This window comes from Leptolyngbya subtilissima AS-A7 (assembly GCF_039962255.1).
Taxonomy (GTDB): domain Bacteria; phylum Cyanobacteriota; class Cyanobacteriia; order Phormidesmidales; family Phormidesmidaceae; genus Nodosilinea.
The window spans coordinates 152211-165878 of the sequence record NZ_JAMPKY010000001.1 but is presented as its reverse complement, the minus strand read 5'-3'; the positions used below and the strand labels follow the sequence as shown (position 1 = coordinate 165878).

The window sequence follows — 13668 nt, the reverse complement described above, 5'->3', positions numbered from 1 at the left end:
CCAAGCAAACTGAACTGTATCCAGTTCAGTTTGCTTGAAGCGATCGCGCTACAGTCGTGTAATCAGCCCCCCTTAGCCAGCTGTGGCAGGCGACATCGGTGATGGGGCCAATGGTGTTAGAGTAGTGAGTCAAAATTATCGGTAAGGCTGGCTTAGAGAATGGAGTTTGAGGCGATCGCGCAGTCGTTAGTGGAGGCAGGCGGTTTCTTAGCCAGTAAAGGCTGGGCACCGGCCACCAGCGGCAACTACTCGGCTCGGCTAGCTGAGGGGCAGGTAGCCATTACTGTGTCGGGACGCGACAAGGGACAGCTCACCCCCGCCGATATTATGGTGGTCGATAGCCAGGGGCAACCCATCAGCCCGGGGAAGCGAGCATCGGCCGAGACACTGCTGCACACCAGTCTCTACCTGGCCTACCCAGAGGTGGGCGCGGTGCTGCACACCCATTCTATAGACTGTGTCAGTCTCTCTCGCTGGCTGCTGAGCCGAGGACAAGACAACCTGGTGTTAACAAACTATGAATTGCTCAAAGCATTGCCGGGAATTACCACCCATGATGTAGAGGTTGCCATCCCAATCGTGGCCAACAGTCAAGATATGGTAGCCCTGAGCGAGACCGTGCTGACTCGGCTACAGGCTGCACCAGCGTCTGTGGGCTACATGATCGCGGGCCACGGATTGTATAGCTGGGGAGCCACCGTGCCCCAGGCACGCATGGCCACTGAGGCATTAGAGGTGCTGGTGAGCTGTGCCCTGCAAGCCTTACTGCTCGATCAAAAATTTGTTTAGCCCCGATTTGCTTATCCCTTCAGGACACCCTCAATTTAAGGACTAACTCCAATGACCCTACTTCGTGTTTTTAGCGATCAAGACGGCGCGACCCTGCTAGATGAGTACCGGGATGCGGATGCGATCGCCGCTGCCCTGGCCAGCGCTGGCGTCCGCTTTGAGCAGTGGCAGACTCAGGCACCACTGCCCCCAGCGGCCGATCCCGAAGCCATTTTGACTGCCTACGCCAAAGATATCGATCGCCTCAAAGCCGAGAGCGGCTACGTCACCGCCGATGTGATTCGCATGCACCCAGAGCATCCCCAAAAAACCGAGCTACGGCAGAAGTTTTTGGATGAGCACATTCACAAAGAAGACGAGGTGCGCTTCTTCGTGGAGGGGCAAGCGGTGTTTTACCTACACCTGGGCGACAAAATCTACGCCACCCTCTGCACCGCTGGCGACCTAATTGGCGTACCCGCTAACACCCCCCACTGGTTCGACATGGGTGAGGAACCTCAGTTCGCCGCCATTCGCCTGTTCAATAACCCCGAGGGTTGGGTGGCCCACTTTACCGACAGCCCCATCGCTAAGGGATATCCCCAGTACCATGCTTTTGCTTGAAGAGCGACCCCTAGGGGCGATCGTGCTCGATATTGAAGGCACCACCACCGACATTGCCTTCGTCAAAAATACCCTGTTCCCCTACGCAACGGAGCGGCTAGAGGCCTTTGTGGCTGACCTCGCTCCCACGGCTGAGGGACAGGCCATTTTGGCCCAGGTGTGGGCTGAGTTGGGCGATGCCGATCTATCTGTAGAAGACTGCATCTCCCAACTTTTGGCCTGGGCCAAAGCTGACCAAAAGGTCATCCCCCTCAAAGCCGTGCAGGGCATGATTTGGGACGAGGGCTACCGCACCAAGGCCTACTACAGCCACGTCTATGACGATGCCGCCGCCCACATTCAGGAATGGCACCGGCGAGGAGTGCCGCTATATATCTATTCGTCAGGTTCGATCGCGGCGCAGAAACTGCTGTTTGCCCATACCATCGTGGGCGATCTGACCCCTTGTTTTCAGGGGTATTTCGATACCACTACTGGAGCCAAAGTCGATGCGACTTCCTACAAAAAGATTGCCGACACACTAGGAATTGCCGCCGAGGAGTTGCTGTTCCTGTCTGACCATCTGGGTGAGTTGGAGGCGGCTCAACAGGCCGGCTGGCAAGTGCGTGCGGTACAACGCCCCGGCACCTCCGACTTCCCCTCAAACCTATTGTCGATTAGGCACTTTGGGGAACTGCCTATCACGTTTAGCGATGCTTAAAACTACTCGCTACTTCGATGGTTTTGCATCCCAGAAACATCCAGAGGTCAAGCGGGAATGGATACGCTATGTCTTGGCGAACCCCGTAAAAGTAGAGAAGCAGCTGAATAACCGTCTTTCCTACTGGGGCAATATTGAAGAAGCTGAAGGTCGCACGTTGAGGGTCGTTACCTTAGAGGATGGCGAAACTGTCCACAATGCCTTTTTTGATCGCAACTTTTACAAGCGGCAGCAGCGAGGTGAAGAGCCCCAATGAAGATTCAGTATTTCCCAGAAACAGATACTCTTGCCATTGAGCTAACAACAAAACCGATCACCAACACAGATGCAATTACTGATGATCTAATTTTGGACTATGACAGTGATGGCAAAGTTGTTGCTATCACTTTAGATAACTACTCCAAAAATGTCGAAACCGTTAACCTACAAGCTCTCGGGGTGCCACTTCTAGCTGCTTAAAATATAAGAATGCAGATTACGACTGGGAAGATCTAGGGTTAGCTAGGGTTCAAGGAAAAGGCATCAAACCTCAGCAACAAACATCGCAGCGTTCGTTCCAAGAACGCTGCGATGTTTGTTGCTATTTGCCTAAGAGGCCTGTTCAGATCTCTTACTCGTAGAGCCAGCCCTTGGCAGCGGGTTCCCAGCTGACGAGTTCGCTGTCGGTGAACCACAGGGCGATTTCGGCCTGGGCGGTTTCGGGAGCGTCGGAGCCGTGGATGATGTTGCGGCCTACGGTCACACCCAGGTCGCCACGAATGGTGCCGGGTTCAGCTTCTAGGGGCTTGGTCGCGCCGATGATTTTGCGGGCAGAGGCGATCACGCCTTCGCCTTCCCACACCATAGCCACCACGGGGCCAGAGGTGATGAAGTCAACCAGGCCGGCGAAGAAGGGGCGTTCGCGGTGCACATCGTAATGCTTTTCGGCTAGCTCTCGGGAGACGGCCATGAATTTCATGCCCACCAGGGTGAAGCCCTTGGTTTCAAACCGGCCAATGATATTGCTGATCAAACCGCGCTGGACACCGTCGGGCTTGATCATCAAAAAAGTGCGTTCCATAGATACCTGTTCCTAGTGCGTGGTGAAAGACCTTTACCATGCTCAGAAACGGTGGCCATTTTGTAAAGGATTTGGTCAAAGATTCATGGTTGAGGGGGAGTTTGGGTTTCGGGTTTCGGATCGCAGCTCAGAGGCGAAAGCTGTTCCTGAAACCTGACTTATACGCCTAACCCTTTGGTACCGGCCAGTAGCGATCGCGCCCAGCATCGTACCGCCAGCCACAGCCGTCGGGATCGCGATCGCGGCTCCACACCAGCAGATTCACCGCCACCGATGGCTGAGTCAGCTCAGCTTCGGTGCAGCCCAGACGTTGGGCCAGATCGGCAGCGGTGAGCGAGAGCACCTGGAGCGCTGCAACCTCGGCGTCCAGGGTAGTGGGACGAAAGGTGTAGAGCACATCCCCGTTTGGGGTGGGTTCAAAGTCGCCCCAAAAATCTTGGGCGCGCTGGTCGAGAAATTGGCGGGCCTCACTGCCGGTGAGCTGGGCAGCGATCGCAAAGTCGAGCACGCTAAGTCGCCCCTGATGGGCCGCAACCTGGGCATAGAAAATCTGGTGCAGCGCTCGATCTCGAGCTCTTTGTCGCCGCCAAAACCACAGGGCACCCGCAATTAGCCCTCCAACCACTAGCCAGGGCAGCAATAGCTGAATCAGCAGCACCGTAACCAGGGCAGCACTAGCCATGATTAGGGCCATCAGCAAGCGATATTCAAGCCCGGCGCCGGGGCTATGGAAAGGCCGCTGGGGCATAGGTCCTCGGGGGTGACGGCAGTGCAAAGCTGCCCTCTCGCCTTCTATTGAAGCAGGGGCAGACAAATTTGGGAGATGCAGGGGTCAGCTAAAATGCTGTCACGCGGTTGCACTGGCGAGATTGATCTCAGCTGGGCCAACCCAGATCGACGCACCGACGCTGTCCTAGGTTTCGCTATGCTAACCTTTGCCTCTCCCACCGATGAAGCCCAAGCCGCTGAGCTCATGCAGCCTTGCCTGATTCGCGTAGTCGACAATATTCGCAAACACACTGAAACCCTTGACTGGCGCACCGACTATCTGGAGCAGCTGCGCTGGCCCGGCGATGCCACCCCTGAGCAGCGCCAGCAAGTTCGTGATTTAGCCGCTCAGCTCTCTGAGGCTTCCCCAGATGACGAAAAAGCCATTCGCCAGCAGCTCAGTCAGCTGCCTACACCAGCCCCCGGCTATGAGCTGCGGCTGACCCAGAGCGCTAGCGAAGCCGCAGCTGAGGAGCCCCGCACTGCCACCCTAGACGTTTGGGAACTGTGCTTTGAGGTGTGCTTCGACAACTACCAGCCTCAGCAGCCAGTTTCGGTGGATCCAGCTTTGCTTGACGAGGATGGCGAAATCAACTGGTTAGCCCTCGACGAGAAGGCAAAAGCTTTGGTAGAAAAGGCTATTGACCGGGCCACGGCAGCGGTGTAGCGGGCAAATACGGCACAATAGACATAAAATAGCCTCTTTGCAATGCTCGATCTGCACAGCCACACCACCTTTTCTGACGGCACTCTCTCCCCCGCTGCACTCGTAGCAGCAGCGATCGCGGCGGGGGTGAAGGCATTGGCAATTACCGACCACGACACCGTAGCCGGGTGGGATGACGCGATCGCCGCCGCCGGAGATGCTCTAGAGGTGGTGCCGGGGGTCGAGCTGAGCACCGTGGAGAACGGGCGATCGCTGCACATCCTGGGATTTTACCCCAATCGAGAATCCCTGGAACCACCACTCGTAGAGCGCATTGAAGGTCGCCGCCGCCGCGCCCAGCAGATGATCGAAAAGCTGGCCGAACTGGGCTACCCCATTGAGCTACCTGCCATGGCGGGCAACATGGCTCCCGGCCGTCCTCACTTAGCGGCCGCCCTGGTCAAAGCAGGCTACGTCGAGTCGAAGCGGGAGGCCTTTGATCGCTGGCTGGGAGACAATGGCCCCGTCTTTGTGCAGTACGACAAATTTTCTGCCGCTGAGGGCATTCAGCTGCTGCGGGACTGCGGGGCCGTGCCGGTATGGGCACATCCCTATTTGTTTAAAGGCTCCACCGTTGATGCGCTGCTGCCTCAGCTAGTGGAGGCCGGGCTGATGGGCGTCGAGGTCTATCACCCCCACCACAGCCCTAGCGATATCCGGCGTCTAGAAATCTACTGCCGTGATCACGACCTAGTGATGACCGGCGGTAGTGACTTCCACGGCCCTTCAGAAGCGAAAGTCAGTGCCCCCAACCCCAGGGCCAAGCATCAGCCCAAGGAGGCGGCCGGGCTGAATCAACTCAACTTGCCTTTGGAGTTGCTGCCCCCGCTCAAGCGAGCGGCAGCGACTCTGGCAGCAACTTTGGGTGATGGCACAGCCTCTCCAGGGGAGAATCGCCTGCCGAGCCCCAACCATGGCTGACCCTGCCTTCAACACCCTTTGGCAGCTAGTGGGAGGGGTGCTGAGATTAGACCCAGAGGCCTTTCAAGTCTTTCACCAGATGCCTGACAGCATCGTTCTGGGGCTAGTGTTTGTCGCGGGCTTTTCCCAGGCGGTAGGGCAGGGCATTGTGCTTTTCGTCAACCGAGTCAAGCCGCTGCGGTTTGTGCTCAGCCTGGTGCTGTCGGCCCTGTTGTTTGTAGCAGGCTATCTGTTTTGGGTGCTCAGCATTTGGATGGTGAGTCGCTGGCTGCTCGATCAACCGATTCCCTGGCGGGTGGTGCAGGGTAGTTTGGCCCTGAGCTATCTGCCTTTGATGTTTAGCTTTTTGGGAGCCATGCCCTATCTGGGCGTGCCGCTGCTGCGGCTACTGGCGCTGCTCAGCCTGCTGGCGGTGGTGTTTGCTCTGGCGGTGTTGGGCCAGATTCCAGTGGGGCAGGCGGCGGGGCATGTGGCCCTCGGCTGGTTGGGGCTGGTGGTGGTGCAGCAAACCACCGTGGGGCAGCCCATTGTCAACCTGGGGCGCTGGCTGGCCAACTGGGCGGCGGGGGTGCAGCTGGTGGTCGATCGCGGTCAGCTCAAACTGCTAATTGCGGCCAATCCTTTGGGGCCGGAACTACCGGGGGCGATGCCCGCCCGTATTAGTGCTACACCTTTGCCAGGAGCCTTGCTCAAGCCGCGATCGCGGCGGTTGACCCTGCTGTGGATCTACGGCGGTTTGGGTTTACTAGCCCTGGTGGTTGCTCTCAGCCTAGAACCCCTGAGAGGGTTGATGACCCAGTGGTATGGCCAGAGCCGTCCGGCCCGCTGGTTCGCTGATTTGATCTGGATTGGCGCGATCGCCTTAGTGGTGGGGGCCATGCTGGCTCCCCTGGAGGCTCTAGGCTGGTGGGCCGGTTGGTACGGTGACGGTTCTCCTCCGCCCGAGACGCCCAAGACCGATGGAGCCACCACTAAGCTGCCCCGCCGCTACATCGTCTACCTGGACGGCATCAGCCAGGCCACCGCCGACTACCAGCCCAGCGTGGCTCGCTACCTCGACGAGTTGGATCACAAGCTCCCCGACGACATCACTCTGGTCAAGGGACTGATTTCCTACTCGGTGCTCAACCGGTCGCTAACCGAAAACCGTCCCCTAGCATTCTTTTGGCGCGGGGTCGAAACCTTGACCCGGCGGCTCGGCCCCTGGGTGGGGATGATCATCAACATTCGCAACATTTTGATTGTGGCGGTGTCGGCCGACCAGCGCTTTGGCCCCATCTACAACCAGGGGGTGGCCCAGCAGGTCTACGAAAGCCTGCTAGAAAACGGCTACCCGGCCCAGGGGGGCATTCCCCTCACGCTAATTGGCTACAGCGGGGGTGGGCAGATTGCCGTGGGCATTGTGCCCTTTCTCAAGCGGGCCTTGGGCGCCCCGATTGAGGTGATTTCTCTCGCTGGGGTGATTGGCGGCAACGGGCGGGTGATGGAGGCGGAGCAGCTCTACCACCTGGTGGGCAGCCGCGACCCGGTTGAGCGTCTGGGGCCAATTATGTTTCCGCGGCGCTGGGCGATCGCCCCCTTGAGCTATTGGAACCGAGCCAAGCGCAAAGGCAAAATCAGCTTCATCAGCCTAGGACCAGTGGGCCACCAGGTGCCCGGCGGCGTGCTCGACGACCAGGCCTTTTTGCCCGATGGCCGCAGCCACTTGCAGCAGACCCTCGACCTCACCCTCGACATTGTGGCAGGCGACCTGCGCCAATACCTAGATATTCAAAAAATTCAGGTGGTCAATCCTGGCGACTATTACCGGTTTCAGAGCGCGCCCTTTAACCACCCCAGCTACTACCCAGTGCAGCAAACCTTGCCCACCCCCCAGTACCACCCGGTGGGCGACTGGCTAGGGCGGCTGATTTTGCCCAACGCCCACGAGCGTCTCCAGTTAGAGGGCGTCTGGTTCGAGCTATTGCACACGCCTCCGGCCTACCAGCACTACCTGGGGCAGCGGGTACACCTGCGCTGGCGATGCAATCCAGGGCTGAAAAAGCGCTTCCAGGCCGTGACCCGCGACATCCACTTCAGCGCCGAAGCCGAGGCCTCGCACCGAGAGGGCATGATTGTGCCTACCCGCCTCAACCACTGGCGGTTGGTCACCCCATTAGAATCTTTGGCTGGGGCTCACCCCGTTGACGACATTATCGTCAAGCTGCCTGACCCCGTCATTGTGGAGGCGATCGCAAGTGACGAATGGAGCACCCTCTCCCTCACTCCCCACTCTCTCACCCTCACCATTGGCAATGAGCCGATTCAAATTGCTGGTCTTTACTACGCCCTGGTGCAGTTTCTGAACCCGGTGGCAGGAGCAAACGCTCGCTACCATGTCGTTCACTACAACCCTGATACTCAAAACTTTGACGGACTTAAAGAAACTGTGCAACTACCGCAGGTTGTGCCCGACGGGGATAGCATAGAGCCATCGACCAATCGGGATTTGGAGCGATCGCCTCTCAACTCAACCGGTTGGTACATCCACGGCGCCCAGGCCCACGACGGCGAGTTTGTGGTGCAGGCGCTGCGGCCCCGTCAGCTCTTTCAACTGCGACCCGATCGCACCATCGCCAGCGCCCGCCGGGGACGGCAGCACCTGCACCGAGAATCATGGGAAAACCTGGAGCAGAAAAAAGGCACCACCGAGTCGGTGCTGATCGATCCTAAAACCCCCTCTGAGCAGGCCGCAATCGCCGAATGGCAAGAGGGTGACCAGGCCCTGCTGGTGCATGTCTACGGTGGTATCGGCGGCCAAAAACGCGAGCCCGCCGCCCGAGGCCCGGTTTACTTTGGTCACTTTGCCTACGGCATCGCCACCGTGGCGCGCGAGCCGCTCACCCAGGAGCTACAGTTCGATATCCATTATCACCAGGTCTACACCCATAACCGACGCGGGCTGGTGGCGGGCACCCTCGACTGGTCAAAGTACATGGGCGATCGCCAGTGGGGATTTTTGGGCACCCGTCCCGTCTCCGACATTTTGATCAAGCTGCCCGCCTACACCGAGCCCTTTGATTTCAATGGAGCCGTCTGGGCCGCCCTCGACGATCTGCGTATCGAGCTAGAGCTCATGACCGCCCGCTACCGCACCGGCGACGGCACCGGCGTTACCTACGTCGGCCCTGCCAACAACTGCGCCCAAGATTCCAACCAGGCCATGTACGCCAGCGCCGCCCATCTAGAGGCCGCGGTCATCGCCCACCGAACCACCCTAAAAGCTTGGGAGGCCAACAACCCCGATCAGGCCCAGCAGTTTCAACAGTTGCTTGACCTGCGCCGCCACCTTCAGCAAAAACTTCTGCCATTTGGCAGCGCCCGAGCCGATTGGGCCGACGAGCGAGAATCTTTGGGCAGCAACCTGTCAGATTTTCCGCTTCAAACCGTGGGCCGTGGACTGTTGAGCTGGCGCACCATGCTGCCTCGCAAAGCCAGCGACACCATAACCCAGCTCTGCCTCCGCTACGGAGCTAGCCTGTGGGTATTGCGCACTAACCAGGTGGGAGGCCACGACCCGACAATAGAGCCCATAGCGCCTGTCACCCTGTAAAGAACCTTGTGCACTTATCAAGTAATGTGTATATGAAGATGAAGTAAAATGTCGGTCAGGCACTTTATAACTTTCTTACGGATCTGTTATCACAAGACTGTAGAAATACGTAGGGTCCCCTGATTGTCGTTAGCGGAACTGGTCGTGTTCCTAGTGTTGTCAATAACTGCTCCTTCCCAGCGCACTGCTGCCTGGCCCAGAGCATTCAAACCCTAAGAAGCTGTTACTGCGGTTGTGCCATGCTGAACGTCGGTAAATTTTATCGTCGGAGCCACCGACGTCTAGCCACTCAAATTACCGGGCTAGCCTCTCTGGTGGCGATCGTGCTGGCGGGTTTGCCAGCCCAAGCCAGTGTGACCCTCACCCGAGCCGAAGTCGAAGCCCTACGCAATCGAGTTGAGTTCATTCCTCGAGGACGGCAGGCTCGGGCGGCGAGAATGTCAGACTTTTTAGCCCTCGGGGATGCCCTGCGCACCGCCGCATCGTCCCAGGCTGACCTGCGCTTCAACGATGGATCGCTGGCACGGGTTGGGGAGCGAGCTACCTTTCGGTTTGTGCCCAACACGCGCAATTTTCGACTCACTAACGGCACCGTTCTGCTGCTGATCCCGCCGGGGCAGGGCCGTACCAATATTCAAACTCCTAGTGCCGTTACAGGCATTCAGGGCTCAGCGGTGGTTGTGCGCTACGTGCCAGAAAGCGACCTGACCCTGGTTATGGCCCTCACCAATAACCCCGCCGGGCCCATGACCATCACTACCAGCAGCTGCGGCGAAGGCGTTGCCGACTGTAGCGCCACCGAATACGCCCTCTACGGCGGCCAAATGGCCCTAATCCAAAATAATCAGGTGCAGGTGGTTGAGTTTGACCTGCCCACGTTCTACCAAACCAGCCCGCTGGTTGAGGGGTTAGAGCTCGACAATCCAAATGCTGAGTCTCCCCTAGGGCCTGCCCTGGAGGCCGTACGCGAAGAGACTTTAGAAGCTCTGTCAGAGCAGGTGCCTTTTTCCGAAAGCATCACTCTGAACCCAGCCCTGATTGGCATAGATAGCAATGGTCAGATTATCACTGACCAAAACCTGCTGCCATCTCCAGCTACGGCTGGGGTTTCTCCTACCCCTTCTCAGTTCCCGACTGAGGTGGTTAATACCCCTGCGCCTGACCCGAGTCTTAATCAACCTCCGATCGCCGGAGGGGGTGATTTTGGTAATAACGGCGGCAGCATAGGCATTGGGGTTGGCGGCGGCGGCATCGGTGTGGGTGTAGGTGTCGATCCAAGAGGCAACAACGGCAATAACGGTGTCGGTGTCGGTGTAGGCGGTGACCCCGGCAACAACAACGCTGGTGGAAATGGCAATGGCAACGGCGTTGGCAACGGCAATAACGGTGTCGGTGTCGGTGTGGGCGGTGACCCCGGCAACGGCAACGGTAACGGCGGCAACGGTAACGGCGGCAACGGCAATAACGGCGTCGGTGTCGGTGTAGGCGGTGACCCTGGCAACAACAACGCCGGTGGAAACGGTAATGGCAACGGCGTTGGCAACGGTTCCGAGAACGGCGGGGGCAATGGCGTTGGTAACGGCGGCGGGGTCGGCGGGGGTGGTTCCCAACCTGACGACCCGTTTATTCCTCCTGTCAAATAGAATTTGGCTCGCCTAGGGATACATTGGCTGTCAATGGGCAACCAGTCTAACGGGTTGGTGCGGTATGTTACATCAGAACCGGCCTGTTTTAGGCTAAACGTGGCCATTACCGACAGTGCTAACCCATGCTGAGCCAGATTAAATCGATTGTTGAGGCGATTTCGCCTCGCCTGATAGAGATTCGCCGCCACTTGCATAGCCACCCTGAGCTCAGCGGACAGGAGTATAAAACCGCAGCCTATGTAGCGGGGGTGCTTTCCTCCTGCGGGCTGCGGGTGCAGGAGCTGGTGGGCAAAACCGGGGTAGTTGCTGAGCTGCCGGGCAATGGTGACCCTAGAATTTTGGCAATCCGGGCTGATATGGATGCATTGCCCATTGCCGAACGGGTTAACCTGCCCTTTGCTTCGAACCAGTCGGGCATGATGCATGCCTGCGGCCACGATGTACATACAACAGTGGGCCTGGGCACAGCTATGGTGCTGGCTCAGCTGGGCCTGCCGCTGCCGGGCACCACGCGGTTCTTGTTTCAGCCTGCTGAAGAAACTGCCCAGGGTGCCCGCTGGATGATTGAGGACGGGGTAATGGCCGGGGTCGCAGCTATTTTAGGGCTGCACGCCTACCCCACGGTGCCAGCGCGGACTATTGGCATTCGCTACGGGGCGCTCACCGCCGCCGCCGATGATCTGGAAATTATTATTGTGGGGGAATCGGGCCACGGGGCACGGCCCCACGAGGCGATCGATGCCATCTGGATCGCATCGCAGGTGATTACGACCTTACAGCAGGCCATCAGCCGCACCCAGAACCCACTTCATCCCATTGTGCTGACGATTGGCCAAATTCAGGGCGGGCGAGCCCCCAACGTAATTGCCGATACGGTGAAGCTTCTGGGCACGGTGCGATCGCTCCATCCCGACACCCGCAACCACCTGCCCCAGTGGATTGAGTCGATCGTCGCGGGGGTGTGCCAGCCCTACGGAGCCAAGTACGAAATCAACTATCGCCGTGGAGTGCCCTCGGTGCTCAATGACCCCACCCTGACCGAGCTCACCGCCCGCTGTGTCAGTGAGGTTCTAGGCAACGAGTATCTGCAAATTATCCACGAGCCATCCCTAGGGGCCGAGGACTTTTCGCTGTATTTAGAGCACGCCCCAGGCACGATGTTTCGCCTAGGGGTAGGCTTTACCGATCGCCCTATCAACTACCCACTACACCACCCTAAGTTTGAAGTGGATGAGTCGGCGATCGCCGCTGGAGTGCTCACCATGGCCTACGCCAGCTACCGCTACTGGCAGCTAGCGCCCCAGGCGCCGGGTAGCTAGAAACCCCGTTTAAACACATCTAAATACTTGCCTTGGCCCAAGGCTAGGCCCGCGCGGGCTGAGCCTTACCCCCAGGCCAAAACTTCGATAGACTAATTGGTTTGGGTGCCACCCCTGGAGGATGTAACGTTGTCAACGCCGATTCCCATCTACCTGGTAAATCAGACCGACCTTGCCAAAGACCACGCCGACGGCCAAGCTTGGGCCCAGGCCACAGGGTTCAAGGCCGACCCTAGTACCGTCTGCCTAGTGCCCGGGCCCGAGGGTAACCTGGCTAAAGTTCTGGTGAGCAAACCCGACCCGGTCGACACTTGGACGTTGGGAAACCTGGCCAAAACCCTGCCACCCCATACCTACACCCTCGCCGATGAGTGGCCCGCTGCCACAGCCACCAAGCTCTGGCTGGGCTGGTGCCTGGGCCGCTATAGCTTTACCCCCTACAAGCGCCAGTCCCCTCCTCCGGCGGCAGAGCTTGTGCCCCCGGCTGGTGCCGACACTGCCTACGTCACCACCACTGTGGCGGCCACCACCCTAGTGCGCGATCTGATCACGACCCCCGCAGGCGACATGGGGCCAGAGCAGCTTCAGGCAGCGGCTCAGAAACTGTGCGATCGCCACCTTGCCAACCTCACTACCCTGGTTGGCGATGAGCTGATTGAGCAAAACTACCCCATGATTCACGCCGTGGGGCGCGCCTATACTCAGGCTCCCCGACTGCTCGACATCACCTGGGGCAACCCCGATGCTCCCAAAGTCACCCTGGTAGGCAAAGGCGTCTGCTTTGACACGGGCGGTCTCGACATCAAGCCCGCCGCCGGCATGAAGCTGATGAAAAAAGACATGGGCGGTGCCGCCAACGCCCTTGGCCTCGCCGAGATGATCATGGGTCTCCATCTGCCCGTGCGCCTGCGGGTGCTCATTCCGGCGGTTGAGAACAGCATCGCCGGCAATGCCCTTCACCCCCTAGATGTGGTGCCCTCCCGTCGGGGGCTAACGGTGGAAGTTGGTAACACCGACGCCGAGGGTCGCCTGGTGCTGGCCGATGCCCTCTGGGAAGCCGTGTGCGAAGAACCCGGCCCCCAACTGGTAGTCGATTTTGCCACCCTCACCGGGGCAGCCCGCATTGCCCTGGGCACTGAGCTACCCGCTTGCTTTAGCAACCGACCCGAGCTAGCCAATACGCTGCTGACCTGTGGCCTAGCCGTCGATGACCCCCTCTGGCAGTTGCCCCTGCACCAGCCCTACCGCAACATGATCGATAGCTCCGTGGCCGACCTCTCCAATATCTCGAACAGCTCCTTTGGCGGGTCAATTACCGCTGCTCTGTTTTTGCAGGAGTTCATCCGGCCTGAGATTCCCTGGGTACACCTCGATCTAATGGCCTGGAACGTGCGCAGCCTGCCCGGTCGGCCCGAAGGCGGCGAGGCAATGGGCATGCGGGCAATGTTTGAATTAATTCGACAGACAGTGGCAAATGGCTAGCCTGAAACTTTGGCATTGTAATGAGCGTAGTGGAGTGTAGAGGGCCAGGAGGCTCGTCTAGCCACCTCTTAGCGGCTCTGTA

13 protein-coding genes are annotated in these 13668 nt (G+C 58.8%); 11 read left to right on the top strand and 2 right to left on the bottom strand.

The annotated features are described in order from the left end of the window. Positions 1-159: 159 nt before the first annotated feature. Genes NC979_RS00875 through NC979_RS00855 form a run of 5 tightly spaced genes read left to right on the top strand, consistent with a single transcriptional unit; the run spans position 160 to position 2551 of the window. Positions 160-789, top strand: a complete 630-nt coding sequence (locus NC979_RS00875) for a methylthioribulose 1-phosphate dehydratase (RefSeq protein ID WP_190522855.1) — start codon at positions 160-162, stop codon at positions 787-789. A gap of 51 nt (positions 790-840) precedes the next feature. Then, the gene (locus NC979_RS00870; RefSeq protein ID WP_190522853.1) at positions 841-1392 is read left to right on the top strand and encodes a 1,2-dihydroxy-3-keto-5-methylthiopentene dioxygenase; all 552 of its coding nucleotides are present in this window, start codon (positions 841-843) and stop codon (positions 1390-1392) included. Further along, positions 1379-2092: an acireductone synthase gene (gene mtnC / locus NC979_RS00865; protein WP_190522851.1), complete on the top strand. Its 714-nt coding sequence runs from the start codon at positions 1379-1381 to the stop codon at positions 2090-2092. The genes NC979_RS00870 and mtnC overlap by 14 nt, the downstream gene beginning before the upstream one ends. Further along, positions 2085-2348: a hypothetical protein gene (locus tag NC979_RS00860; protein ID WP_190522849.1), complete on the top strand. Its 264-nt coding sequence runs from the start codon at positions 2085-2087 to the stop codon at positions 2346-2348. The genes mtnC and NC979_RS00860 overlap by 8 nt, the downstream gene beginning before the upstream one ends. After that, entirely contained in the window at positions 2345-2551 is a 207-nt protein-coding gene (locus NC979_RS00855; protein WP_190522847.1) for a DUF2283 domain-containing protein, read from the top strand. Before NC979_RS00860 ends, NC979_RS00855 begins: the two co-directional genes overlap by 4 nt. Before the next feature lie 151 nt (positions 2552-2702). Here NC979_RS00855 and ndk read toward each other — a convergent pair whose 3' ends face one another. Further along, positions 2703-3152, bottom strand: coding sequence for a nucleoside-diphosphate kinase (gene ndk, locus NC979_RS00850; RefSeq protein WP_190522846.1), 450 nt, complete (start codon positions 3150-3152; stop codon positions 2703-2705). A 166-nt stretch (positions 3153-3318) separates the two neighbouring features. Next, positions 3319-3900 carry a hypothetical protein gene (locus NC979_RS00845; protein WP_190522844.1) on the bottom strand — a complete coding sequence of 194 codons (582 nt, stop codon included), beginning with the start codon at positions 3898-3900 and terminating at the stop codon, positions 3319-3321. 177 nt (positions 3901-4077) lie between these two features. Here NC979_RS00845 and NC979_RS00840 point away from each other — a divergent pair, with 177 nt between their 5' ends. The 6 genes from NC979_RS00840 to NC979_RS00815 all read left to right on the top strand — a co-directional run bounded on the left by NC979_RS00840 (position 4078) and on the right by NC979_RS00815 (position 13586). Then, on the top strand, positions 4078-4587 hold the full coding sequence (locus NC979_RS00840; RefSeq protein ID WP_348253515.1) for a hypothetical protein: 510 nt from the start codon (positions 4078-4080) through the stop codon (positions 4585-4587). Between the two features lie 42 nt (positions 4588-4629). Next, complete coding sequence (locus NC979_RS00835) at positions 4630-5547, top strand: PHP domain-containing protein (protein WP_190522840.1); 918 nt, start codon at positions 4630-4632, stop codon at positions 5545-5547. Continuing rightward, entirely contained in the window at positions 5540-9139 is a 3600-nt protein-coding gene (locus tag NC979_RS00830) for a CAAX protease (protein WP_190522839.1), read from the top strand. Before NC979_RS00835 ends, NC979_RS00830 begins: the two co-directional genes overlap by 8 nt. A 239-nt stretch (positions 9140-9378) precedes the next feature. After that, on the top strand, positions 9379-10782 hold the full coding sequence (locus tag NC979_RS00825; protein WP_190522838.1) for a FecR domain-containing protein: 1404 nt from the start codon (positions 9379-9381) through the stop codon (positions 10780-10782). A gap of 125 nt (positions 10783-10907) precedes the next feature. Next, complete coding sequence (locus tag NC979_RS00820; protein WP_190522837.1) at positions 10908-12104, top strand: M20 family metallopeptidase; 1197 nt, start codon at positions 10908-10910, stop codon at positions 12102-12104. 129 nt (positions 12105-12233) lie between these two features. Further along, entirely contained in the window at positions 12234-13586 is a 1353-nt protein-coding gene (locus NC979_RS00815) for a leucyl aminopeptidase family protein (protein ID WP_190522836.1), read from the top strand. Positions 13587-13668 lie beyond the last annotated feature (82 nt).